Origin of the sequence: Arthrobacter cheniae (assembly GCF_003602275.1) — a bacterium.
Taxonomy (GTDB): Bacteria; Actinomycetota; Actinomycetes; order Actinomycetales; family Micrococcaceae; genus Arthrobacter_D; species Arthrobacter_D cheniae.
The window spans coordinates 65,387-89,756 of the sequence record NZ_QZVT01000010.1 but is presented as its reverse complement, the minus strand read 5'-3'; the positions used below and the strand labels follow the sequence as shown (position 1 = coordinate 89,756).

Below are 24,370 nucleotides of genomic sequence, written 5' to 3'. Positions count from 1 at the left end.
TCCTTGTCTTGAGGGAAGTGAAGTAATCAGGGGTCAATCAGGCGGCGGTGACAGCGGTCCAGATCGCCCCGGACGAGCCGATCAGGAGTGCTCCGATCATCGGCCAGAGCGGTGCCTCGACTGACTCCCCGTTGCGGCGTGCTTTACCAGCCTGTACCAGCCCGAAGATGAAGTAGACGAACAGCAACGCGGTGGCGCCCCAGAGGATCCATCCCATGACCGTGGTGAGACCTTCGGTGCCGGGAGGCTGCGTCGGGGTGTACTGCTGCGCCGTGATCGTGCCCTCCGTGGAGGGAGTGAATGCGTTGATGGTGGTGATGGTGTGTGCTGCCAGTGCGCTTCCGAACATGATGGTTTCCTTCTCTCAGTGCCCGGTGTGGGCGATCTTTTCGATTTTCCGGAGCACGCTTTTGAGTCGCGTGCCGGAAGATTGTGGGGTTGCGCCGACTTCACGCCAGGACGCCTCATAAGGGATGGTCATGGCGACCGGGAACATGCGGGCGACACCGCGCGCGAAGTCCAGGGTCGGCTTCGTCAGCCGGTTTTTTGGCCGGTCGTGGACGATAACCAGGCCGACCAGCTCGTAAGCGAGCTGCCCGGAAGCCGATTTACGGGCCAGCTGCTGCGCCGCCTCGAGGGAGGACCCGCTGGTCGAACACACCAGCAAGGCCCGCCCCGCCCACGTCGGGCGCTGGTCGGACTCGTCCACGACGTCGTCCGAGCACATGCCCGCAAGGGTGGTGGTCCCGACTCCACCGGAGGCACCAACCAGCCACAGCGTCGCCGTAGTCACCGTGACTGACGCCGCAGGTTCGGTTTCCTTGACCGGCTCCTCGGCCAGGGTCTGCTGAATGTTCTGCGGACCGCGCAGCGACTCACGGTGCCCCAGGATCGGGTCATCGTCGATCGGGTCCTCTGCCGGTGCTACTTCCGGTTCAGTGATGAACGGGTTCCCTTTGGTCGTCACGCTCACAGCTCCTCCGCGATCAGAGCGGCAGCACGGAGCCAGGCACGTCGGGTCCGCGGGAGCATCGCAGAGAACCGGATACGGCCCTCGACCAGGGACGGGTCATAGGGCACCGTGGCGACAGCTTTCACGAACGGCCGGAAGGAATCAGCCAGCGCGTCCAGTTTTGCCTTGCCATGCGCCGGAGTGCAGCCCAGGACGATCACAACGGCGCGGTCCGCGAGGGACTGCGCGTGCTCGTCCCCGGCCCGTAGTGCGCTGAGAATCCTCGACGCACCCTCGGCTGCGTCATCGACGGACTTCACGGGGATCACGACCTGATCGGTGTGGCTGATCATCGCTTCCCAGTTGTCGCCGCGCTCGGTGTTCCCGGAGTCCTTGACGATCAGCCGGTAATACTTTGCGGCAACGGCGTACAGGCGGTGAACCTCGGCGCCGGTGACCTCATGACGGGCCTTGGCACCGGAACGGTCATCGGAGCGGAGCACGTCGTACTGGTCGGAGGGCTGGTGGTGAACGTAGGACGCAAGGTCTCCCGCCCGGGCACCGGCGGTCATGAAGTAGTCCGTCTGCCCGAGGAGGTCGACCACCGTTGCTTCGTGGCCGGCATCGCAGGTCCGCCACCCCAACGAGCCCAGCGAGTTGTTGTTGTCCCATGCCAGGACACCGGACCCACCCATACGGGCGAACACCGCCGACAGGCAGATGACCGTCGGGGTCTTGCCTGCGCCGCCCTTGGGGTTGAGGATCGTGATCGTCCGGGGCCCCTCCCAGTGTTGAGAGACGGCTTTCTCGTCTTCCCGCTGCGCCAGCTCATCGGCGGACGGAGCGAGTTTCATCCCGAAGTGGTTCAGCAATCCACGCATCCCGAGCTGCGCCGGAGACGCCGTATCGGGTCGGTCCACGAACGACGGCATCGAGGACCGGCGCGTCGGCAGGACTTCTGCAGTCGTGACCTCTTCCTGCTCGGCCGGTGCTGCCACTGGTGCCTGCTTGACGACGTCCGCAGGAGCCTGCGCCGTGTCCGTCTCAGTGTCCGTGTCCGGTTCAAGGACCGCCACCGCTGTCTTCGGTGCAGGTGATTCTGTCACCGGCTTGGTGGGTGCCGGGATTGCTGTGGAAACTCGCCGGGATGCCGGAAGAGGTGCCGCAGGAGCAGGAGCAGGCGCTGGTGTTGGCTCAGTCGGAGCCAGCGACATAGCCGGTGCTGCCTCGGTCGTAAGGGTTTGCTGCTCTTCCGGGGTTGTGGTGGGGGCCTGCTCGATGACGGCTCCATCGGCCTGCACGAGGACTGTCCGAGCCCCGGCCGGGTCTTCGATGTGGAGTTCAACGCTGGTAGTCGCGTCTGCGGCAAGGCCGGTCGCGGTCGTCATCACTGAGCGCCGCGCTTCCATCACCGTGGAGTAATCCGCGTGGGTCTTGTGTCCTTCCACGTCCAGGTCGAGGGCTCCGGTCTGGTCGATCACAGCGGTCATTTTCATCAGGGGTTCTCCTTCGGGGAAACGGCGGAAGTGGAGGCAGGATCAGGGGTATTTGTCGTTGCAGGAGTCGGCGCGATGGTTGAGGTCGGTGAGGCTGCCGGGCGGGGGCCGGTGTCCGCCAGCGCGTACAGGGAGTTCGGTGAGTCTCCGGTGGGTGATCCAGTGGCACGGGTGATGGCCTTTCCGTCCGCCGTGATGAGGTCCGGGACGGACGCCTGCGTGGAGTCGGTGGTGTCCTCGATTTCGCCCTGGGGATTGATGCGCGACTGTTCGCCGTCGGTGTTGACCCAGGCGTACCCGGCCGAGAGCTTGCCCGCGCCGGGTAACCGGTGAGCTTTCATGGTGGAGACGTCGATGAGGACGGACCCGGCCAGCATGAGAGTGTTCTCACGGTCCAGCTGGAGCCCGGAGGCTGAGACGTCCCCGCCCTCAAGAGTCACGAGTCCGGCCTGCGTCACCTCCGTGGCATCCGGGGCTGTCCCGAGGTCGTAAAAACCGATGCTCACTCCGTCGCTTGCCCCGCCGCTTGGCCCGTCACCGTTCTTCCATGCGGCCACCACGCGACCGTCGATGGATCCGAGGACGCTGATCAGTTCCGCACCCTCTGCCGGGGCTGGCAGTGTCGCCGGGGACGGCAGGGCGGCAGAGTCCGTGGTGACCCGCCAGATTCGGCCGGCTTGCAGGTCCGCGGTCACCAGGTCCGCGCCGAGGGCTTCGATCGGTTCGGCGGCCGCGGGGACCACCCGAGACACGGTGCTGCCGTCAGCTGCGACGATCAGAGTCTGCTTGGTCGGAAGGTCCACCCGGGGCGCAGTGCCCCCGTCGAGAACGATCGTCCCGTTCTGCGGAACGTCCACGCGGATCGGATCAGGCCCGTCCCCGAACATGACCAGCTCACGCGCGGTCGACGCCGCGACCCGGGACTGTCCGTCGAGAGTGAACAAGGCCACCTGGCTGATGGTGAACGGGGCGGTACGCGTCCACCGCTCCACCCCCGTCTTCGGATCATGAGCGGTCAGGGTCGAACCGTCCACACTCACCGGGTGACCAGAGGAATCCAGGATCGCCCGGACCGTGGAGGACTGCATTGGCGCAGTCCACGTCGCGTAGGTGTCCCACCCGGCAGGAGCAGGAACCGGGAGCTGCGCCGGGGGCGGCGTGTAGACGGTGGCGGCAGGTGTCACTTCGGGATCCTGCAGAACGTAAACCCCGCACACCCCGACGGTCACGACGAAGACCCCGGCACTGCCCCACATCATCAGCTTCCGGCGGCGTGCCTGCGGACGCCGCACGCCACCCCGGGCGGCGGTCGCTCCGCTCGAGGTACGGCGACGGCCAAGACGTCCACCCGTACGCGCACTGGTCTGTCCGTGAACTGTCCCTTGGCCGCTGGTAAGAGTCGTTGCGGGGTCGGTGGAACGCTCCTCGAGGGTGCCGAACTCGGTGTCGACGATCATCTCGTACACCTCGCCGTCCTCGGTGTGGCCCTGCACCCGGCAGGCTTTCAAGCCCAGCCGACGGCAGGCTTCCGACGCGGCGTCGGCCGCGACGTCGGCCGGGGACGCATCCTCGAGCACCGGGTAGGTCAGGACGTCCCCGTTGGCGTCGGCGACGATTTCGCCCTCACCGATGGTCAGGACGATCACCGGCCACGGGTGCACGGCGTGACTCATCGTTGACCCCCAACCGCTGCGGTCAGGTCCCGGGTCTGGTGCCCGACGACGTCCCACCGGCCGTCCACCTTCTCGAGGTAGAGAGTCACCTGCCGCTGGCCGCTGCCCTCGAGCGGTGTCTCATCCCGTGCAACCCACCGCCAGGTAACGTCGAGGACCCGGATCGCCTTGTCCGGGGAGACGTCCTGAGCGGCGTCACCGATCGCGGGAACAGCTCGCGGAACGCTGTAGGCGCGGTGCTCGGCTGGTTCCAGCCAATCACCGTTGCTCGCGTTCCGTTCCGGTTCGATCTGGTTCGCCGCCCACTCCTCACTCATCAGCGGCTTCGCGCGGACCGTGGCCGCTGTCTCCGTGCGATCCACCGTCGTGTCCCAGGAGTGCAGCATCAGGGCAGCAACTCGGGCCGTCGACTCGACATCGGAACGGTCAGCGTCCTCAGGGGACGCGAAGGTGTCGCCACCCAGGACCTCCTCGGCCGCAGCGGAGGTGGAGGAGCCTTCGGAGATCGTCGTCGGCGCGGAGATAGGCGCGACGTCGTCCTCAGCTGCCGGAGCATCAACGCCGCAGCTGGTCAGGGCGACCATCGAGACCACGAGAGCTGCTGTCCGGTACAGGTGTGCGCGTGAGCGATAGGTCATTGCACCCACGCTCCTTTCTCTTTCAGGATCGGCTCGGGGTCGAGGTTGAAGTTGTTGTAGGGGTAGGCCGCGTCCGGGGATTCAGGACTGTAAATCTCGAAGTGCAGGTGCGTGGCCACGCGTCCGAGTTCGGCTTTGTTGCCCTCGATGCCGACGATGTCACCGCGTTCCAGGACATCGCCCATTTGCACGTCGTAGCTGTTCAGGTGGCAGAAGCTGAACTTGAACGCCGGTTCTCCCTCCTCGATGACCTTGGCAATGACGCAACCGTCAACAGGGAGGAAGCTGGTGACCTGAATCTTGGTCGGGGCGATGACCTGGCCGCCATCGTTGTAGCCGGCGCCCGGGGTCGAGATGTCGACGCCGACGTGTTCCTGCGCCCACGCGGGGACGCCCTGAATTTCTCGGTGCCCGTAGCCGGAGGTGAACACGCCGCCCGGCAAGGGTGTCGTCCACTCGCCGTCGCCGAGGTCCCCGTCCCACGCCACTCCCCCGGCCGGGGCCGCACAGTCGGCGGTGAACTCGTTCTGCCCGGTGTTCAGGATCTTCTCGATGTACTGCTGGGTCTCCGTGAACGGCGGGACGCCCTTCGCGTTCTGCACCGCACCGGGGCCCGCGTTGTAGGCGGCGAGGGTGAGCTTCACCAGAAGATCCGCGTCGTCACCGGCCAACGGCTGCACCTGGTCCTTGAGAGCCGCCATGTAACGGCCGTAGGCGGGAATCGCGTCCTCAGCCGAGTACGGGTCCCCGACCTCCCCGTACATCGCCCACGTACCAGGCATGAACTGGGCCACTCCCTGAGCACCCACAGGGCTCCGAGCGGCCTCGTTCCAGCCTGATTCCTGCTTCAACTGCGCGGCCACCACGCTCACCGGCAGGCCCGCGGTCGTCGCCGCAGCATCGACCAGGTCGCCCCAACCATTCGGGATCGTCGAGGTCGACGCCAGCGTTCCGGTGTCCGTGATCGAACATGTACCAGTACGTTCCTCGGTCTGCGTCAACACGGCCACCGCACCAACCCCAGCGACCGGAAGGCCGGCGAGCAGCAGCCCCACAACAGCAACGACGGCCACCATCGCCCCAGATCCTTTGGTCTCTTCGTCCGCCACCTACGCTCCCCTCATCGTTGTTTTGGCCTGCTGGCACGCAGTGCTCTGACGGACCGATTGAGAGGTTTCGTCCACCGGGTTCACCGGGGCGAGGAGGAAACAAGTTTGAGCGGGGGGTTCCTGCGCAGCGGGCCGGTCAAAGTTTTTCCGGAACGCGCCGGCGCGCAGCGCCCGGTTGACGACACCTCGCGGTCCGTCATGATCCGAAGGACAGCAGACCGAAACAGTGCCCTTACAACCCGAGCGCAGCGAGGACCGCTTGGTTACGGACGTGTCCGTACCCTCGACCGCGTGAATATGCCGGTCATTCGTGGCGACGTGCGAGACCATCCACATCACTGCCTTCCTTGGACCCTTGCGGGCCAGATGCCCCCAACAGGCACGATTCACAATTAGCACGGAGCCCCGACGTCCATATGTTCCTTGGTGTGACTGCAAGCTGAACTACCACCCAAGTCTAACACTTAATGTTAATGTATTATCCGACCGTGACCATCTACGGCAAAATGATTAGGTGCCCCGTGATGCCGATACCACTACCGCCGCGCCCTCTTGGGCGGAGCGCGCAATGAACACGTTCGGCATGAGCAAGATCAGGACCGAAGTGATGCGCTATCTGTCGCAACATCCTTTAGGTGCGACATCGGGGCAGATTGCTCGAGACCTCGGCGCAACTCCGATGACAGTGTTCCGGCATCTCCAGGACCTGGAGCACCAGCAGATTGTCGTTGCGGATGCCGACACGGTTCGCCACGGCCAGCGGGTGATGTATCGACTGGATGTCGAAGCCCGAGACAAGGCCCTGGCTGACTATGCGAAGTATCTGGATGGTGCTTGAGAGTCGTCGGGTGGAACTGATGGCGCTCTTGTCTCATCGTTTCTTCCTTGATCGAGACCGCCCCCCAGCCTCTCAAATCTCAAAATTATATTTACTTCGCTATTTATGTAAACATACTCTCAGGGGATACACCATCCGTCACCGACGTTCCGAGAAGGGGAACAGTGAGCCTCTCGGCACGCGAGTTCGACGCCTGGCTTAATGAGGCGGGCTTACCTGCCGGCTCTGCCGACATCGCCCGACATACCGGCCGACGGCTCTCGACGATCACGACGCAGCGATTCCGTAGCCGGATCACCGAAGACGTCGTCGTGAAACTCAGCCGGTCATTCAACCTCGACCCACTCACCGCCCTTGCGTACTTCGAGCCTTACCAGGGGCTCGACGTCGACCGGCGGCCGCCATCAACGGCCGAGCTGATCAGTCAACTCACGCACAACGACCTGCTGGTGGAACTCCTCAGCAGGAACAAGGCCGACCTCGCCCGGCTCTTGGGAGCCAACTACCTCATCAGCCCCATCCCCCACCCGGACGGCGTCAGGAAGTGGATCGACGCCATCGACCCAGGCAACATCCGATCCGAGATGTCCGCTCGCAGCGGCATCGCTACGACGAACCTTTCGACTCTCATGTCGGAGAACAAGCTGGCCCCCGACCTGGCGATCCTCGCCGCGTCCATCGCCGACGTTTCACCACTCGGCGGCCTCGTCGTCAGCGGTCTTTTAGATCCTGAGGAAGCCGGCTGGCCAGCTCAGGGCCGGGAGAACGCGCTACGGGACCTCGAGGACCTCGCGCTGCTAGACCTCGTGGACCAGCGGCTCAAGAGCCTCCGACGACGGCTCAAGAAGAAGATCGACTCGCAAGACACCGCACAAGCACTCTGGGAGACACTCGGCTAATGGACCTACTCTTCACCTGCATCCTCGTCGTGTCCCTTGGCTTCGCGGCCACACGACTCCCGGGCATAGCCAAGAAGCGGAATCAAGCGATCGCCACCTGCGGGGCTGCCCTGTCTTTCGCTCTCGCACTGATGGTCTCCCCCGTCTACAACTTCTTCGAGGACACGTTCGAGCGCACGAACTTCACTGACCTGTTCGCGAAACTCGCCCTGTTCTTCGCCGTCAACATTCTCGGCAACCAGCTAGCCCGCGGCCTGCGCGACGACCAAGCCTTCTCTCGCATCGGAGGGTTCCAAGGACGACTGGTCTTCATCTTTGCCTTCGTCCTCGAAATGGTGCTTTTCGCCTTCACCACCACCCCGGAACCGTCCCCGGGGCTCGAGCTCTACCAGACGGAACCGGTCGTAATCGCCTATACCGGCGTCGCCGTCGGTTACATCGCCTACGTCTGCAGCTGCCTGATCCCGCCCCTCACGGCACAGTTCCGAGACAGCCAGAGCAAGCTCAGCCGCGCAGCGGCCGGTCTGCTCATCGTCGGGTTCGCACTCGTCATCGTTCGGGCGATCCTCGTCTTCGTTGGTATCCCTTACCCCGGCATCTACGACTTCGCACAGGGCATCAGCCTGCTTTCCACACTCTGCGTCATCGGCGGCCTTGCTGTCGCCTGGCGCACGCTCCGAGTTCATGGGGAACCGCTTGTTCGACAATCAGCGCTACGAGACGAGGACTAGGCATGCAGAGTTTGAAGCGCGACACGCCGACCAGTTACCCGCAGCCAACTAGCGCTAGACGTATGTTGATGAGCATGGAAAAGCCTCCTCGCCGCCCACGCGGTACCCGTGCTGAAACTGTGCAGGTGGCGTACTACATCGCCCCCGAAGCCAAGCGAGTCCTTGTTGAGCTCTCCGACAAACTCGGCGTGAGCGCTGGCGCAGGCTTGGAAAAAATTCTTCTCAATCTCGAACTAGACGAGCGTGGTCTACCCGTCTGGGCTGACCACGACAACATCCAGGAGGTCCTGCCGATGGCACGGGCCAGTTAAACGACGAAGGCCCGCATAACGCGGGCCTTCGTCCAAGTTGATCGAGCTCTTCACCGTGTCACCGCCAAGATCTTCGGTGAGGAGCTCCCACAGGTACCGCTTTCGCTGTGCCTGCCGTGCCTACAACACGTCTCGCGACGTTTCTAATACACGAGAGGATTCTACAACACGTGCTGGAAGCTCCTCCAGTCGTTTCGGGCGCGCCGCGCCGTAACGATTCCTCATACCCCGCACACGCTGCGTGGGCTCTCGCTCCTCTGATCGCCGGGCAGCCGGTTTACCGGCTCGGACGTTGGATCCAGGGGTCCTTCCGGTACCAGCCCTCACGCACACCACTACGCATCACAGGCAGCCTGCCCGAGCGTCCTGCCGCGGTCATGGTGCACGACACCGCGGGCAATGCTCACACACTGTGTCTTGACCTTGATACGTCCGCCGGTGCCCGTGCGGCTGTCGTGGAAGCTCACGCCCACCAACTCCGGAAGGTGCTGGACTCAACCGGTGTGTCCTACGTCGAGGACCGTTCCCCCAGTGGTGGCCGGCACCTGTACGTGCCCCTCCAGCAACCCATTCCTGCCGCGGAAGCCCGCCAGCTCATCGAAGCGCTGCGCTACCTGACACCGAGCATCGACCCGAGCCCGCACCGCAACGTCACCGACGGCTGTATTCGCGTGCCAGGTTCCGCCCACAAGCGCGGCGGCCACCAGATGCTCGTCACGCCCCTCACCGACGCGCACCGCATCCTCACTCATCGAAACCCACCGGCGGCTCTGACCGCGCTGCGTGAGACTCTGGCGCCGGAACTGCACCGCGTGGAGCGCGAACAACAGAACCGGCAGACCCGCGCGGCGGCCGCCACCCTCGCTCTCCGCGCTCCAGCTGCACCCGACGAACCCAATTCTGGCTCTGTAGGCGCCGGCGGCCGCAAGGACTCCGTTCTACGCACTGTGGCCCGTACCGGTATCTATGACACCTCCCGGTACACCAGCGACTCAGAAGCCCGCATGGCCGTCCTGAACCACTTCGCTGCCTGCCACTGGACCATCGACCAGGTACACGCCGGTATGACCACCGGTCAGTTCACCGGCCTCACAGCCCTCTACGGCACCAAGACAGACCGCCTCCTCACACGCGAATGGGCGAACGCCCAAGCATGGACGACCACCAAGGGCACCTCAAAAGCACTCATCCCCAGCACAGGGAAAGACCATGCCCTTAACTGCTACACAAGCCACCCCCAACCCACACCCCCCTACCCCGCACCTTCCAGCAGAGCCAACGACACACCGCCTGCAAGCGCAGCCTCAGTCCACCAACTAGTCAATGACCTCGAAGTGGTTCTGTATGCCGTATTCGATCAACAGTTAGAAGCCCTCGGACGAGTGGCAGTGTCGCTGAAACCACTCATGCGCTCGATCCTCGGTTACGTCCGTACGACCGAAAGCACCATGATCGACGTCGGATGCAGGTCGTTTGCCCTCGCCACAGGAAGCCACTACGCGACGATCGCCCGCCTGCTACGCCTCCTCGAGGAACACTCATCCGGAATCCTGACTCGCGTCGGTCGTGGCCGTGGCCGCAACGCGGACCTCTACGCCGTGCAACTGCCCGAACACTTCGAGCAGCTCGCACGGGCACTACCGTGGCGGAAGGGGAAGATCTACGGCATCCGACCCGTGTTCCGGGTCCTCGGTAATGTCGCAGCCCTGGCCTACGAAGGCATCGAACGGGCTCGCCACTCCCCCACCACCACGGAGTTGGCCAGCACCACCCGAATCAGCCGCAACACCCTCAGCGGCCACCTATCCACCATGGAAAACCTTGGCATGATCCGCCGACACCACGGCGCTTGGCAGATCAACACCACCACCAACCTCCGCCAGCTCGCGGACCGACTCGGAGCCACCGACGACTTTTCCACGCAGCTCACCCGGTACCGCAAGGAACGCGCCGACTGGCACGCCTGGCTCGACCGACACCGCGTCCCCCAGCTGGTCAAACACGAACTGCACGACCCAGAGGTGGACGAGTATTGGCTGCCACCTATTGAGGACGACTACGAGCTGCACCGCACTGTCTGGAACGTAGCCAAACACGCTGCATAACACGCCGCTGGCACTGGCTAAGGGCTGCCCCTGGTAGACCCGTTCCGTGGCGGCATGATGCACTGGGAGTTGTTGCACCAGCGGTTTGAATGCCTTCTCCTGCCGGTGCGGCACGTATCGCGTGCAGGGCACCAGGTCGTCACTGATCAATGGTGTCCTGTACGTGCCGCCCCGATCGTTCCTCACGCGTTCTGCCTTCGCTCACTCTCAGCTGCGGAGTGTGATGGACTGGGATCAGCTGTGCTGGGCACTGAAACCCCCTTGGAACCCGGCAGAGCCCCGTGTGCAGGGCCGCAGGTGCGTAATCCTTGAGTGACGGTCCTGCACACGGATTAGCTAACCCTCCCGGAATCGAGGCGCAGATGGACGACGATCTTCACCGCATCCGTATAGCGGCTGCCAATAAGGAGTCGCTCGAATTTGAACTGGACTCCGCGGCCCTCGACCTCGAAGAAGCCATCACCGCTGCAATGGTCCATGGTCAAGACCTCGACGTTATAGCCGACGCCGCCGAAGTGGCCGTCGAAGACGTCTAGGACGTCTTCAAAAGTGCACAGCGGCCCGTACTGAAGTACTGAGCCAACCGACCGACGGCCCGCCCGCTCATCCGCGGGGCCGGCGGTCCTCCCGCCGAACAGCAAAACGCCAGCACTGTTCACAGTCACTCCGACAAGCATGCAACTCAGTGAACTGTCAGAGACTCATGATTACGTAGATGTGTTGTCCGCTCGGTCTTGAGACCGCCGAACCGACGACCGATGGGGTGCAGGGCGTTACCCCCCAGCGACGCCTTGCACCCCCCCCTCACAACCACCCTCAGGTCAGAACCCGGCCCCTGGTCTCTCAGCGTGCCTCCTGCCGCACCTGTGCACGGCACAAGCTCCCCACGCTCCGCTGCTTGTCCCGCACACACCTGGACAGCAAGAACCTATCTGACCGTCTGCACACCCCCACCTATCTCACCGACACGGGAGAGCTCGCCCCAAGCGAACGGTGAACGTGCACAGCCTCCACCCCTAGGTGGCCGGCACAAGGAAAAATAGCGTGTCCGGTCAGCAGGCCTAGGCTGAGGGCATGAAGATGCCGCGCCTATTCAACTCCCTGATGAACAAGACGCCCCAACGAGAAGCCACCATCTCGCCGGAGGGCACAACTACCTCTGCCTGTCACGTAGGTCCTGTCGATGACGCTGCACCATCCCCGGCAGCCCTGGAAGATTTGGCGAATGCTTGGGACGAGTTGGAGGCAGCGGCAAAAGAATCAGGAGTCCTTAATTTCCATGCTTGTTCCCGTACCGGGGAACGGTGGCAGGACGACCCTGAATCGGTAAGAGTTATTGCCGCCCAGCTGCGGGAGACTTCCGCCTTGTAACCGGTCGAGGGCGACACGCTGGTTGAAAAGGCGAGGTAGCGCCTTCCTGGAAGAGGCTCATTACCTCCCCCGCCTGCGCTACTTCCCAGCTGCGCACTATATCGATCAGGTCCCGAAACGATTCTTGACCGGGATCTCACGCCGTCGGCACTGATCCGGCCGCACCCAAGCCTCACGAGCCCGCGAAAACTCCACCCACTGCGCGTACACCGCATCAGGGGTCCATGCCATTGCGAAGCCCTTCACCGTCTGCTTCCGGCCGTTCGGGTACTCCAGCTTTACCCACAGGGCAGGTGCCTTCTCCGGCTCCGTTGTCGGCTTATCGAGTGGGTCGAGCTGCAGCGGAGGCACATACCGGTCGGCGCTTGGCGGTATGCCATGCCAACCAGGGCGGGGAGCTGAAGTCACCGGCACACCGTAGCGGCCTCCCCCGACAGTCAGGTTCTACGAGTCCCGGTCCGTATGGATCGCGATGAGCTGCTGCCCTTCGGGCACGCGCGAAAGCATCAGATCCTTCGCTTCTTCGTAGGTCGCACCCTCGGCGCTGACCTGGTCTAGCTCGTTCCCTCGGACCACACCTGTGACAATCACCAGTTCAGCTTATGAGCGGGCTGCTCGACGGCAGTGCTAAACAAGGCTTGTAATACTTGTTTTACAAGCCTTGTTTAGCAATACTTGTTTTGTAAGCCTTGCAATACAAGGCTTGTTTGACCGCGAAGGCAGAGGGAGACGATGACTACCAGCTACGTAGTGAGTAACAACAAGGGCGGAGTCGGCAAGACCGCCGTGGTGACACAGCTGGCATTTGGCTTGGCGCGTGCAGGGCAAAAAGTCCTTGTCGTCGACCTCGATCCCCAGGCAAACGCCTCGCGCAGGCTCGGCTGGAGCTTCGACCATGCGAACCCCGTCCCGACTATCTCCGAGGCGATCAAAGCGAACGAGAACGGTGTCGGCGAAGACGCCGTGGTCACTTGCGCAGGAACCCACATGGACGGCTCACCACTTTCCATCGACCTGCTGCCATCCCGCCCCGACCTCGAGAACCGGATCAGCGAAGCCGGAGCCGTCGGAGCACAGCGCCGTTTGGTCCGCGCCCTGACCGGGTGGACCGATGACCGGTATGACTTCATCCTCATCGACACGCCGCCGTCCCTTGGGCACCTGACTCAGCTCGGCCTCGCAGCAGCTGACGGCGTGCTCATCGTCACGGAACCCGAGTTCGATTCCATCGAGGGAGCCGTGCGCGTGCGGGACTTCATCGAAGCCCACGCCATCGACCTCGCTAACCCCTCGCTGTACTTGGCCGGCATCATCGTCTCCCGTCTCCGATCGCAGATCGGGGAACACAAATTCCAGATCGACGGCCTTGAGGAGATTGCGCCCGGCAAAGTCCTCCAGCCAATCATCCCCGAGCGTTCCGTCTATAAGGACGCTTCCGGTGCAGCTGCATCCATCACTGACTACCGCACGGCCGCAGGACGCACCATGACGGAGGTCTACGACCAGCTCACCGCCACCATCCAGAACCTCGCAAAGGAAGCCGCACGATGAGCCCAACGCCCGAACGCAGCCGCCCCGCAGGTCGCAGCCCTCTCAAAGCGAACATCGAGAACATCAACACCGGCGCCCAGGCTGCCCCGCCCGTCCAGGTTGCCCCAGCCCCTGAACCGCAGGCGCCCCCGACTCCACCAGCCGCCGCGTCTGACGAGACGAAGTCCGTCACCGTGAAGCTGTCGGGCAGCGTCATCGGCAAGGCGAAGTCAGCTGTCCTGCAGACCAGCGGCAAGCCCGGAGGGCACCGCAGCTTCGCCGGGCTCGTTCAGGCCGCCGTGGAGCGGGAAGTTCAGCGCCTGGCCGAGGAGTTCAACGACGGCCAGCCCTACGAGTCCCACCAAGGCGAGTTCCGCCGCGGACGCCCCTTTTCCTGATCGAGGCGACAAGGCTTGTTTTGAAAGGCTTGCAATACAAGCCTTTCAAAACAAGCCTTGTTTCTTTGGTTGAGAACTAAGCCATGTTTCTAGGGGAGGCTGTGCACAGCCAGCACCTGCTTAGGGCGAGCTGACCCCTGTCGGTGACGTGGTGGGTGTGTGCAGACGTAAGAGTGGTTCCTGCTGTCCAGGTGTGTGCGGGACAAGCAGCGGAGCGGGGGGGTTTGTGCCGTACATGGGTGGGCAGGAGGCCGCAGCGCGAACCGGCAGCGGGTTTATCCTGCCTATAGGAGCTCCGACTTACGCCGGATGCTCGTCCTCCTCGTCGGGTGCCGGCGTGACCGCGTTCAGCCACACCCAGCCCTCACGCTGGATCTTGATGAGCGGTTCGAGGAACCGGATCTTCACCGCTGTGCGCGTGTACGTGATCGCGTTCGCCTGAACCCGAATGGCCTTCGACGGGTAGCGGACCCATGCGTATACCCGGCGTGGCTCCGGGAAATCGGTGGGCTGGCAATTCTCGACGTCGAGTTCGGCCGCGGTGAGCATGATCAGCTCCTCGCGCATGACGAACTCCTCGATCCGATCGTCCATCAGCCTGGCGTAATGCTCGCCGTACCGTTTGGACCCCATGGGCCGGCCACGTCCTGCTTACCGCCGGCTCAGAACCCGTCGACGCTGGCGACGCGGCGCAGCCGCCAGTCCTGCCACCGCGGATCCGCGCTCATATCGAACTCCAGTACCGGAGACGCCGGTCCGGTCTGTGCCTGGAACCGCCAGAACTTGGTCGTGAGCATGCTGCCTCGACCACCGAGGGGAGTGGTGGCTGGTTCCCACCAGCTGCTCGAGCTGGACCATGACACTGGCTTACCGATAATTTGCCATAAGCAGCCCCGCCAGCGCAGCGCCAGCGGCATCCCCGAGGGCAGGAACCGGATGTCGGCGACCTCATCGAGCACATGCCAAGCCGGTGCGTCGGGCCCCTGCGCGTCCTGCTCGGTAGTCGTGGTGCGTGGTCTGTCGACTGGTTGTGCTGTCATTGTCCGTGCCGTCCTGATCCTCTGTCGTCCCTTGTACAGGCTTTAAAATAGAACACAGGTTCGATTATTTGGGAAGCTGTGCGCGGACTGGTGCAGTGGGGGAGGAACGCCTTGATGCTTAGTCCCAGTATCGGATCGTAGGCTCGTCGGATGGACGAGCTCGCTGCCTTCATCCTTGCCCGCGTCGCGGAGGACCACGACCTCGCCTACCAGGCACTTCACGACCCAGGAGCCGGTGGGATCCTCGGCGCCCACACTAGGAACTGCCATGCGGCCGACGCCGGTCGGTCCGTCGACGTCGCCGGCCACGAGCTGCTGCTTGATCCGCTGGCCTGCCACAACATGAACCAGAGCCCGGAGAAGGTCATCGCGGACTGTGCCGCGAAACAGCGCCTGGTCGCGCATGTGCAGAGCATCGACTGGGACTATGAGCCGGCGGGGGAGCAGGACTACATGCGTACGATCCTCGAGCTGCTGGCCCTGCCCTGGCGTGAGCACACCGACTACTCACGGCAATGGGCCGCGTAAGCCTTGCTAAACAAAGCTTGCAATACAAGCCTTGTTTAGCAAGGCTTGTTCCGGCATGCTCGCACTGTCAGCTGGAACGGGCAGAATGTCGGGCATGTGTGGACGCTTCGTAATCGCTGGCAGAACCGGCATTATTACCGGCGCGATGAGGTGTCATCTGCCGATCCTTCAGCGGACGATCGGACTGAGAGACTGCCGTCATGACGATTGACATCCGAACCATGCTGCACCGTGTAGTAGCCGAGGTATTTGACGAGAAGTATGTCGTCGTAGATGTCACCTCCGAGGACAATCCAGGGCTGCACGGAGTGCATATGTTCTGGCGCCCAAACGAGGGCCGCACAGCGAGGATCAGAGCCAGCTATGAGTGGATGGACGCCTTCATACCCGAACTGAATGTCCAGACGATTCTCTTCGACTATGACGACGTCGAGGAAGAAAAGGAGGTCCAAGTCCGGAAGCTGTGCTTGGTGATGCGCGCCTACCTTCAAGGGGAGGGGCATATTGAGAAGCGGCGGCAGTTGTTTCGGCGGGGTGAGGTGGCAACGCTGAGGATTCAGGTGGACGGTCACGAATGGCGACTTGGGCGTTCCACCTCATCGTCTCCCGGCTGACCGACCAGCCCCTGTCGCGGAGACGAACCCTGTAGCGCAAATGCCAACGATTAGAGTTAGGGCGGCCCTTCGTGCCGTCTAACGTGTTCCTGCGCGGCAGCATTTATCGTGCGAAGCTTCTCACCCAACTCCACGGTCGCAACGACAGCCGTTTCCTCATCACGTTGACGTGCGTAGATGGCTTCCTGGGGCAAGTCGTTCTCACCAGCGACATACCACCGCGCAAAACGTGATCCCGATGGCACTATGAGACGGGCGTGATCATGGTCCACGGGAAGACCCTCCGACGGAGTGTCGAGCCGATCGATCTGGAGTGCAGGTGCGGCGGCGAACGGTGGCGTCCTAGCCGATGGGCGTGGCGGACGCAGGAATAGTCGACGTAAAGTGTCCCGGTCGTCTCGACCAAAGCCCATTTACTCATGGTGCATCAACCATGCTAGTGAGGGAATGGATTTACGGCTACTCGTTGCATCAATGATGCATTAGATGCAACACTGCGGAAGTGAAGGATTCTACGCGGCCCGACTCCTCGATGCGGTTGCTATCGAACGTCGTACCGCTTCATGAGGAAGCGTTCGTGTTCGATGCGATGTTGCAGGGGTGGCGTAACCAGCAGTTGAGCCGTGGTCTGAACCGGCAGGGTATCGACACTCGGATTGGTTTGATTCGACGCTTCACGCTGTTTTGTGAGAGGAGTCCCTGGCAGTGGACTGCAACGGATCTGGAGGATTTCACCGTCCATCTTACGAGCCGCGGAAAGCCTTTGGCCCGGTCCACTGTTAGGAGCTATCACGGGGTGGTTCGTGCGTTCTGCGCATACCTGACTGATGGTCGGTATGAGTGGATGATGGAGTGTGAGGCGAGATTTGGGAGTGCTCCGCAGCAGATTTGCCATGACTGGAACACCACTGTTCACCTACTCGAGTACGAGGGTCGGGCCCAGCGGCGCGCTTTGACCTTCGAGGAACTCGAAGCGTTCTTTTCCTGCGCGGACCAGCGGGTTGACTTGATCGTCGCTACCGGGAAAAAGGGTGGGCTGGCCGCCCTTCGTGATGCTCAGATCTTTAAGACGGTCTACGCTTTCGGCCTGCGCAGGGCAGAAGTGTTGGGGCTTGATACGGCTGACCTTCGTCCGAATCCTGCGGCGCCCCGGTTCGAATCTTTCGGTGCCGTCCAGGTGCGGTGGGGGAAAGGATCTCGGGGGTCCGGTCCGAAAAGGCGCACGGTGTTGACCGTGCCGGAATTCGATTGGGCTATCGAGGGCCTTCAGCAGTGGGTTGAGCAGGGACGCAGCCGCTTCGCGACGACCAAGCCGACCTCCGATGGCCGGGCTTTGTGGCCGACCGAGCGGGGCACACGCGTCTCTGACCGCTACCTCGCGCAGCGGTTCGCGGAGATCCGCGATGAAGCGGGACTCCCACCTGAATTGAGCTTGCACTGCCTGCGCCACACGTACATCACCAATCTCATTGAGTGGGGATACTCAGAGAAGTTCGTTCAAGATCAGGTGGGGCACCTCTATGCTTCCACCACCGCCATCTATACCTCCGTGGGCGATGACTATAAGAACCGCGTCATCGCCCAAGCCCTCTCCCGTATCTATGGAAGCTCCCATGCCACTTCATGACCCCCAGCAGGCGTTCACCTGGCACCTCAGAGAACACATGGCAACAGCGGGGATGTTCAAGACCACTGACCTGGTGGAACCGCTCCGCGAAGCCGGTGTTCACTTGTCGCGGGAGCAGGTCTACCGCCTCGTGACCAGTCCGCCGGTCCGGCTGAACATGGAAGTCCTGGCAGCTCTATGCCAGATCCTGCACTGCACACCAAACGACCTCATTCACGTGCGTTCCGCTCAACGAGGTGTCCGAGAAACCCGCCGGACCGGCACATCGAATAGCGGAGCATCCGTCGGGGAGCTCCGCCCTATCCCGGCGCGACTGCGGCGACCGCCAAGCGAGTAAGCCACCACGTACAGACGACCACACTGACGACATCACCAAATGCTTCCCCGCAACTGTCACCTATGCCAGCGGACCATCACCGCGGCTTACACCCTTCTGGGTGGGCCCATCTGCAACCCTTGCTACTCCACCCTCCGCCGGTGTCCACAACCATGTCCTGTGTGCGGCAGAGTGAAGGTGCTGGCCTTCCACGACAGCAAGGGGGTCATTGTCTGCGCCTCGTGCGCAGGGGTCCCTGCACGCTTCGCCTGCAAAAGGTGCGGGACGGAGGAACAACTCACCGGCTCCCACTGCGGCACATGCCGGCTCACCGAACGCGCCCGGACGCTCCTGTCCCGCCCGGACAAAACCATCCACCCAGGACTTGAAAGTCTCCTGACCCACTTGCTGACCGTGCCCGACAAACGCACTGCAACCCGGTGGCTACGGCACCCCGAAGTCTCCAACACGCTGCAGGCCATGGCGCACGATCTGCAGGACATCAGTCACGACACGCTGGACACGCTCACCCCGGATCCGGTACTTCCGCCGGATCCTCATGAACGCGGGGACATTGCCCGTCATCGACATCGAACTCCACGATTTCACCGTGCACGTCGCGAAAGCACTCAGCACGCTCCCACCCGCGCAAGCACTCATCATCGAGCAGTACTACCGCTGGGAAATACTCCGGGCACTGCACCGCCAAGCAGCACAGCGCCCGCTGCGTCCCAGCGAGTCCTACCGTCGACGTCAAGAGATTGTCGTCGTCCAGAACTTCCTGACACACCTTCATGAGCGCGGGACGACCCTCCAGGACATCACCCAAATCGACCTCGACCGCTACCTAGGACAAGCATCAACAACCGGTAACAGGCTCGGTGGTTTCGTTTCGTGGGCCCGCCGAGTAGGGATTGCTTCGGCGCTTGCTACGCCTAGGAAGGGCGCTTTACGACCGCGAGCAGCAATGAGCGAAGCGCAACGATGGGCTCACGTCGACCGGCTGCTCGGGGACACGACACTCGACACAACAGTGCGGCTGGCAGGACTCTTCATCCTCGTTTTCGCGCAACCCCTCACGACCTGCGCACGACTGAAACTCACTGACGTGACACTCACGCCTAGTGCGACGACCATCAGGTTCGCGGCCGCACCCATCAAACTCCCACCGAGCATCGACCAGATACTGCGGCGCCACCTTGAACAGCCGGCGGTCCGCGCAATCTATCGTCCAGCAGCCGACATGTGGCTCTTCGACGGACTCATGCCGAACACCCACATCACCGAATCAAACCTGGCCAGAATGCTGAAGGACATCGGCATTGCACCACGCGCAGCGAAGGAAGCAGCGGCACGCCAGCTGAGCTCCACAATGCCCGCCCGTATCGTTGTCGACACCATCGGCATCTCACTCAACACCGCCAGCAAATGGGCTCAAGAATCCGGAGCGACATGGCGGCACTACCCTCATCTCAGATAAGGAACTATTGGAACAATGCATCAGCGAACACGTACCTTTCACCGACTACAAGGCCGCTATCCGGGATGCGTTCAGCGTCGACGAGTCCTTCGAGGATGAGCTGAAACCGTCGTGGAACGTGGCCTCGATGCAAGGGATCCCGTTCGTGTCCGAGCAGCTGCGCGAGGACGAGTTGGTGCGTTGCCTTGAGATAGCACGCTGGGGACTCGTTCCCGTCTGGAGTAAGGACCCGAAGGCCGGGGCGAGGATGATCAATGCCCGCAGCGAGACGGTCACGGAAAAGCCGTCGTTTCGCACCGCAGCCGCCAAGAGACGCTCGATAATTCCTGCCAATGGCTACTACGAGTGGCAGAAGAACGAGGACGGGACGAAGACCCCGCACTACCTCCACGCCGAGGACGAGCACCAGCTGCTGGGCTTCGCTGGCCTGTACGAGTTCTGGCCCGACCCGAGCAAGGAGGAGAACGCAGAGGACAAGTGGTTGGTGACCGCGACGATCCTCACTCGGGCTGCGCACGACGCGCTCGGGCACATCCATGACCGGACTCCGGTCATCATCCCGAAGGACTTGCAGGATCAGTGGCTGGATCCGACCATGACCGCCCGGGACGAGGTGCAGCACTTCATCGATACCATCCCCGAACCCAACCTTGTGCCGCGCATTGTCAGCAAAGAGGTCGGATCAGTCCGCAACAACGGTCCGGAACTTATCCGGCCTGCGTGATGGCTTTTGTGTTCGGGGATTGATCCTGAGCCATAAGTGTTGCCAGGTCTGTTAGGAATGTTGCGGGGCTACCCGCGAGGCCAGAGTGCTCTTCACAGATGACTACCTCTTTTGGGGAGAGGGTCTTTGCGATCACTCTCGCTTTTCCGGACTGGTCTGTGTACTTGAGAACCACCAGTGAACCCAACACCATCGCACCATCCGCTTCGTTCTGACTCAGACAGTTGATAAGTCGCTCAACTGACTCGCTTCTCAGTTGGTCAACCTCAGCCTGAAGCTTCTGAACTGTCGCTAGCTCTGCGTAATGCTCAGCTTGGGTTGCTACCTTTTCAAGCTTCTCGACTGCAAGATCCCTACCGCCCTCAACCCACTGCGCCTTCAACCAGGTCCAAACAGAGCCTCGCTCTACCGATTCGATTGTGACGTCTGAGTAGCCCAGCTCACGTATGACATCTTGAGCCGCCTGAACCAACCGCAGAACTGCTACTGGATCTTCAGAGTCCGTGAAGATTACAGCTCGCAGCGGTCGCACTTCGTCTTTAGGTGCACGCCTCTTCACCTGCGGAGCAGTAGTTGTTTTCACCTTCTTGTTTATTGCCCCGGTGACGGGCTTAGTCCTGAGCTCGCGATAACGCCCCGTCTGGGGATCCAGGATGATATGTCGATCGGACCCGACTGTTAGTTCTAAAGAACCGAGCAGGTTAGGGAGATTTCTTGGCGAATACCTTTTTCGCTGACGGTCTAACGTACCGACGACCCGATTGTCCGAAAGCGACAGGAGCAAGTACTCGCGTGGGGTCCGCCCAACTCTCACTCCAACGGCGTCCTCTTCGCTCCAGCGCTCAACAGCCCGTCCTAGCTGCCTGAGTGAAGATTTTGGTACATACGTTGCATCGCTGCGCCTTCGAGGTACCACTACCTCTCCACCGGTTCGAGCAGTACCTACCGAAGCGACTGCTCGCTTCGGTTCTTTGTGTAGTTCTTTCTCTTCACCCATTAGCTGATGGTAGTTGAGGTAATTCGCCTAGGGCGTCAACTTCCAAGGTGTGCAGAAAGGACCGGTTATGCACCGGTGTTTTGATACATGACCGGTTAGGAGGTATCGAAGGGGTGTCCTCCTTCTAGTGGAGGGTAGGCGCTCATTTCGAGCTCGCTCGGGTTGCGCTTTGCCCTTCGGTTTACAGGCTCTGCGGACTACTATCGAGCGAAGCTCTCGACGCGACATGAGGACGGCAGCATATGGACAGCCTCCACCCGGCCCGTGTGGGAGTTCTCGTGGTCTTCATAAGTACAGCGTTGACGCTTTCCTCCTGCACGACTGATTTCACCCCGGGTGAAGAGCCGGCGGGCGCACCGGCTGGAACCTCTGCTGAAACACTTGCTGAGACGCCGGTGGGGACTCCGGCCCCGGGGCCGACGTCCACCGTGATTGCGGTTCCGCCGTCTCCTACGTCGACGAGTTCCGGTGTCCCGTCGAGTACAGCTTCGGTTTTTCCCACTTTGATCCCTGACGATGAGCTGTCCGGTGCCGCATTAAAGACCTTCTCCGGGACGTGGGAGGACGTGGACTACGCGTTCGATTTACCATCGGGTTGGGCTGTTGTGGATGAGCCCTCCGGATCCGCGGGGGTGTACGTCATCAATTCGCAAAGCGTCCGTGTGGCGGACCTAAGCATTCTCGTGGCATGGGGTGCGGAATGTTCGCCTGATAACTGCGTAGACCGTCCTGTGACCTATTTGGGGGATTGGGCAGCTGGGGCACCGTTGTCCAAGTCCGGACCCTTCGTTGTTCGAAGCATCGCCATGGATCTCTCGGCTTTCCCGCGGGACCGGGAGGTGAACGGTTGGCCGGCCAATGTTCGTATGGTGACGTCCATGTCTTCCAACCCGGGGCCACCCTCGTCCACCATGGTGCCCAGGTACATGTATGGGCTGGGCCAGGTTGAGACGGACGTCATAGCCTCAAATGGGGTGACTCGTCGGACCATCCTTTTTATCTCGACCCGAAACTTCAACACGTTACGTGAGGCACAGGACTACGCGGGATCGGACGAGCACCGGAAGGTTCAGGCAATCATCGCGTCCTTCCGCGAGCAGAAGAGCTAGTTGAGCTGCTCGGTGCTTGAACTTTGGTAATCGGATCGGCTCGGTTTATTCGTTCTGGATGACTAGAGCGGTATGTCAGGGTGAGGTCATGAAAAAATTTATTGCCTTTCTTGCTCTTGCTGCTGCTCTTGCCCTGTCTGGTTGTGGGGGAGCGGACGCGCCCACGACTGAGACGGTGGAGTCGGTAACGGAGGATGTGCCTCAGGTTCCGGATCTGGTCGGGGCGTGAAAGCAGAGCAACCCAAACAGTGAGGAAAACTACCAGCAGGCCACGGTCACCGCGGACACCATCACGATCGAGTGGGTCGCCGACGGCGGTGATACGACGTCGATCTACTGGGTCGGAACGTTCGAAGCACCAACGGAGGAAAGCGGATCATTCACGTCCGTGCGGGACAAGGAGGCCACCGACCCTGCTTTGCTGGCATCCACCGAGGACAGCAAGGACTTCATGTTCGAGGGCGAAACCATCTCCTATAAGGTCAGCGCGCTTGGAACGACGACAACGGTCGAACTCGAGAAGAACTAAACGAGCAACGCCCCGATGAACGTCGCTCATCGGGGCGTCCTGGTTCTGACAGTTCAGGCGTCTGTGGTGACGCCAGCCTACTTCTGGGCTTCGTTGTACGCATCGACGATGGACTGGGTGATGCGACCCCTGGAACTCGGGTTGTGCCCGTTGTCTTGCGCCCACTGGCGGATCTTTTGCGTGTCCTCACGCTTTGATCGGTTCATCGAAGCCGACTGCTGCCCGCCGTGACTCTTTCGATCACCACGAGCCCTACGTCCTTTCTCCACGTACTCGGAAAGCGTAGACCGCAGCTTTTCAGCGTTCTCCTTAGTCAAGTCGATCTCGTAGTTGGTGCCGTCCACACCAAAGCGCACCGTTTCCTGCGCTACTTCACCATTGAGGTCATCAACCAAATCAACCTGTACACGCTGTGCCATTGTTCTCCTTAGGATGTATGTCTAGATAGAGCCCCCAAATACACGACTGTATCGCGAATCGGAATCAGCACTGAACTCAGTGCTCACGGAAGGTAAGCGACTAGTTCGTCAGGTTGATACTGGAAACCCTCAGGGGATTCGGGAAAACTGACGCCTATTTTCCTAAGGACTACTCATAGAGTGCGATGGACATGGAAACAGGACGGGCAGTTCAGTTCTCGCGCTACTCGGACAGCAAGTTCCTGGGCTTCATGGAGAACCTCGTCTTTCATATCGTCCCACTTCGCCTCTTTAGAAATGAACACAGTCCAGGCGACAGGTAAAAGTTCCTCTCCCAGGACGATGATGGATGCTCGCATCGATAGGCTCCAGTGCTTCATTGCGCTGAAGTCACGTGTCGGGTAGTTGTCGGCCGTCTGCACGATGTTCAAGGCATGATTCAGTTGCATCTGAAGCTGGGCTTGCTCGCGGAGGAACAATCGGTCGTCCTCCATCGCCCTGGTTGCATCCCGACGGTCGCTTTCAGCTCGCTCATCAGCGGACTGGCGGTCCGCGTACGCCAGCGCCATCGCTGTCTGTCGGTCCTTTTTCCCGTTCGCTAGAGCTACCCACAAGCCGACAACAGTAACGATTGCCAGGAAGATTTGAACAACATTCTCAATAGCAGGATCGGCTAGCATGCCCATTACAATGCTCCTTACTTCATAACCGCATGGTTCGACAGTGGATAGTGGTCAGAAGTGAAGCGATGCTGCTCATGTTTGTCATGACGATCACTGCGCCCCCGCTCCGCGACTCCTAGCAAAGAGTAAGGGGATCTACCGACCTTCACGACGTACGCATTGAGTAACTAACTGCCCCGTGCTGCGAAGAGGGGTCGGGCCCCTTCAATGCCAACGAGTCTTGTTTTCGGACCGGGTTGTTACCGTCGGAGGA

27 protein-coding genes are annotated in these 24,370 nt (G+C 61.7%); 15 read left to right on the top strand and 12 right to left on the bottom strand.

Annotated features, from left to right (window positions below; genetic code table 11):
• Positions 1-37: 37 nt before the first annotated feature.
• From D6T63_RS16000 to D6T63_RS15975, 6 genes are read right to left on the bottom strand one after another with little or no spacing between them, the layout of a single operon-like run.
• On the bottom strand, positions 38-349 hold the full coding sequence (locus D6T63_RS16000) for a hypothetical protein (protein WP_120150053.1): 312 nt from the start codon (positions 347-349) through the stop codon (positions 38-40).
• 15 nt (positions 350-364) lie between these two features.
• A complete protein-coding gene (locus D6T63_RS15995) occupies positions 365-967 on the bottom strand; it encodes a DUF6668 family protein (RefSeq protein WP_120150052.1) in 603 nt (200 codons plus the stop codon).
• 2 nt (positions 968-969) lie between these two features.
• On the bottom strand, positions 970-2,448 hold the full coding sequence (locus D6T63_RS15990) for a MinD/ParA family ATP-binding protein (RefSeq protein ID WP_120150051.1): 1,479 nt from the start codon (positions 2,446-2,448) through the stop codon (positions 970-972).
• On the bottom strand, positions 2,448-4,121 hold the full coding sequence (locus D6T63_RS15985; RefSeq protein ID WP_147394408.1) for a hypothetical protein: 1,674 nt from the start codon (positions 4,119-4,121) through the stop codon (positions 2,448-2,450). The genes D6T63_RS15990 and D6T63_RS15985 overlap by 1 nt, the downstream gene beginning before the upstream one ends.
• A complete protein-coding gene (locus D6T63_RS15980) occupies positions 4,118-4,759 on the bottom strand; it encodes a hypothetical protein (RefSeq protein ID WP_120150049.1) in 642 nt (213 codons plus the stop codon). The genes D6T63_RS15985 and D6T63_RS15980 overlap by 4 nt, the downstream gene beginning before the upstream one ends.
• On the bottom strand, positions 4,756-5,835 hold the full coding sequence (locus D6T63_RS15975) for a transglycosylase SLT domain-containing protein (RefSeq protein ID WP_235830799.1): 1,080 nt from the start codon (positions 5,833-5,835) through the stop codon (positions 4,756-4,758). Before D6T63_RS15975 ends, D6T63_RS15980 begins: the two co-directional genes overlap by 4 nt.
• 601 nt (positions 5,836-6,436) lie before the next feature.
• Here D6T63_RS15975 and D6T63_RS15965 point away from each other — a divergent pair.
• The 6 genes from D6T63_RS15965 (at position 6,437) to D6T63_RS19350 (ending at position 11,288) form a co-directional block, all read left to right on the top strand.
• Positions 6,437-6,706: a helix-turn-helix domain-containing protein gene (locus D6T63_RS15965; protein WP_120150046.1), complete on the top strand. Its 270-nt coding sequence runs from the start codon at positions 6,437-6,439 to the stop codon at positions 6,704-6,706.
• A 164-nt stretch (positions 6,707-6,870) separates the two neighbouring features.
• Positions 6,871-7,605, top strand: a complete 735-nt coding sequence (locus tag D6T63_RS15960) for a hypothetical protein (RefSeq protein ID WP_120150045.1) — start codon at positions 6,871-6,873, stop codon at positions 7,603-7,605.
• A complete protein-coding gene (locus D6T63_RS15955) occupies positions 7,605-8,336 on the top strand; it encodes a hypothetical protein (RefSeq protein WP_120150044.1) in 732 nt (243 codons plus the stop codon). The genes D6T63_RS15960 and D6T63_RS15955 overlap by 1 nt, the downstream gene beginning before the upstream one ends.
• Before the next feature lie 2 nt (positions 8,337-8,338).
• Positions 8,339-8,647 (top strand): hypothetical protein, encoded by a 309-nt coding sequence (locus tag D6T63_RS15950; RefSeq protein WP_120150043.1) that lies wholly within the window; start codon positions 8,339-8,341, stop codon positions 8,645-8,647.
• Positions 8,648-9,132: 485 nt separating this feature from the next.
• Positions 9,133-10,752 carry a helix-turn-helix domain-containing protein gene (locus D6T63_RS15945; RefSeq protein ID WP_235830798.1) on the top strand — a complete coding sequence of 540 codons (1,620 nt, stop codon included), beginning with the start codon at positions 9,133-9,135 and terminating at the stop codon, positions 10,750-10,752.
• Positions 10,753-11,114: 362 nt separating this feature from the next.
• On the top strand, positions 11,115-11,288 hold the full coding sequence (locus tag D6T63_RS19350) for a hypothetical protein (RefSeq protein WP_182977054.1): 174 nt from the start codon (positions 11,115-11,117) through the stop codon (positions 11,286-11,288).
• Positions 11,289-12,567: 1,279 nt separating this feature from the next.
• On the opposite strand, the gene D6T63_RS19345 is transcribed toward D6T63_RS19350, so the two are convergent.
• A complete protein-coding gene (locus D6T63_RS19345; RefSeq protein ID WP_182977053.1) occupies positions 12,568-12,714 on the bottom strand; it encodes a hypothetical protein in 147 nt (48 codons plus the stop codon).
• A gap of 141 nt (positions 12,715-12,855) precedes the next feature.
• Between D6T63_RS19345 and D6T63_RS15935 the strand changes: the two genes are divergently transcribed.
• Together D6T63_RS15935 and D6T63_RS15930 are read left to right on the top strand one after the other, a co-directional pair.
• Entirely contained in the window at positions 12,856-13,674 is an 819-nt protein-coding gene (locus tag D6T63_RS15935) for a ParA family protein (RefSeq protein WP_120150040.1), read from the top strand.
• Positions 13,671-14,051 (top strand): hypothetical protein, encoded by a 381-nt coding sequence (locus D6T63_RS15930; protein ID WP_120150039.1) that lies wholly within the window; start codon positions 13,671-13,673, stop codon positions 14,049-14,051. The genes D6T63_RS15935 and D6T63_RS15930 overlap by 4 nt, the downstream gene beginning before the upstream one ends.
• 300 nt (positions 14,052-14,351) lie before the next feature.
• On the opposite strand, the gene D6T63_RS15925 is transcribed toward D6T63_RS15930, so the two are convergent.
• Both D6T63_RS15925 and D6T63_RS19030 read right to left on the bottom strand, forming a co-directional pair.
• A complete protein-coding gene (locus tag D6T63_RS15925) occupies positions 14,352-14,684 on the bottom strand; it encodes a hypothetical protein (RefSeq protein ID WP_120150038.1) in 333 nt (110 codons plus the stop codon).
• Positions 14,685-14,713: 29 nt separating this feature from the next.
• Complete coding sequence (locus D6T63_RS19030) at positions 14,714-15,091, bottom strand: hypothetical protein (protein ID WP_147394407.1); 378 nt, start codon at positions 15,089-15,091, stop codon at positions 14,714-14,716.
• Between the two features lie 150 nt (positions 15,092-15,241).
• On the opposite strand from D6T63_RS19030, the gene D6T63_RS15920 reads away from it, so the two are divergent.
• The 6 genes from D6T63_RS15920 to D6T63_RS15885 all read left to right on the top strand — a co-directional run bounded on the left by D6T63_RS15920 (position 15,242) and on the right by D6T63_RS15885 (position 20,380).
• Positions 15,242-15,619 carry a DUF6221 family protein gene (locus D6T63_RS15920; RefSeq protein WP_120150037.1) on the top strand — a complete coding sequence of 126 codons (378 nt, stop codon included), beginning with the start codon at positions 15,242-15,244 and terminating at the stop codon, positions 15,617-15,619.
• 200 nt (positions 15,620-15,819) lie between these two features.
• Entirely contained in the window at positions 15,820-16,233 is a 414-nt protein-coding gene (locus tag D6T63_RS15910) for a hypothetical protein (RefSeq protein ID WP_147394406.1), read from the top strand.
• A 502-nt stretch (positions 16,234-16,735) separates the two neighbouring features.
• Positions 16,736-17,860, top strand: coding sequence for a tyrosine-type recombinase/integrase (locus D6T63_RS15905; protein WP_235830797.1), 1,125 nt, complete (start codon positions 16,736-16,738; stop codon positions 17,858-17,860).
• On the top strand, positions 17,754-18,197 hold the full coding sequence (locus D6T63_RS15900; RefSeq protein WP_328588683.1) for a helix-turn-helix domain-containing protein: 444 nt from the start codon (positions 17,754-17,756) through the stop codon (positions 18,195-18,197). Before D6T63_RS15905 ends, D6T63_RS15900 begins: the two co-directional genes overlap by 107 nt.
• Before the next feature lie 538 nt (positions 18,198-18,735).
• Complete coding sequence (locus D6T63_RS19025) at positions 18,736-19,656, top strand: hypothetical protein (RefSeq protein ID WP_147394405.1); 921 nt, start codon at positions 18,736-18,738, stop codon at positions 19,654-19,656.
• A gap of 7 nt (positions 19,657-19,663) precedes the next feature.
• The gene (locus tag D6T63_RS15885; protein ID WP_235830796.1) at positions 19,664-20,380 is read left to right on the top strand and encodes an SOS response-associated peptidase; all 717 of its coding nucleotides are present in this window, start codon (positions 19,664-19,666) and stop codon (positions 20,378-20,380) included.
• Here the strand turns inward: D6T63_RS15885 and D6T63_RS19020 are convergent.
• Complete coding sequence (locus D6T63_RS19020; protein ID WP_147394404.1) at positions 20,364-21,377, bottom strand: hypothetical protein; 1,014 nt, start codon at positions 21,375-21,377, stop codon at positions 20,364-20,366. The two genes, D6T63_RS15885 and D6T63_RS19020, sit on opposite strands and share 17 nt — an antisense overlap.
• A gap of 1,497 nt (positions 21,378-22,874) precedes the next feature.
• On the opposite strand from D6T63_RS19020, the gene D6T63_RS19340 reads away from it, so the two are divergent.
• Positions 22,875-23,015: a hypothetical protein gene (locus D6T63_RS19340; RefSeq protein ID WP_182977052.1), complete on the top strand. Its 141-nt coding sequence runs from the start codon at positions 22,875-22,877 to the stop codon at positions 23,013-23,015.
• A 77-nt stretch (positions 23,016-23,092) separates the two neighbouring features.
• On the opposite strand, the gene D6T63_RS15870 is transcribed toward D6T63_RS19340, so the two are convergent.
• Together D6T63_RS15870 and D6T63_RS15865 are read right to left on the bottom strand one after the other, a co-directional pair.
• Complete coding sequence (locus D6T63_RS15870) at positions 23,093-23,434, bottom strand: histone-like nucleoid-structuring protein Lsr2 (protein ID WP_120150028.1); 342 nt, start codon at positions 23,432-23,434, stop codon at positions 23,093-23,095.
• Positions 23,435-23,607: 173 nt separating this feature from the next.
• Positions 23,608-24,120 carry a hypothetical protein gene (locus D6T63_RS15865; RefSeq protein WP_120150027.1) on the bottom strand — a complete coding sequence of 171 codons (513 nt, stop codon included), beginning with the start codon at positions 24,118-24,120 and terminating at the stop codon, positions 23,608-23,610.
• Between the last annotated feature and the right edge of the window lie 250 nt (positions 24,121-24,370).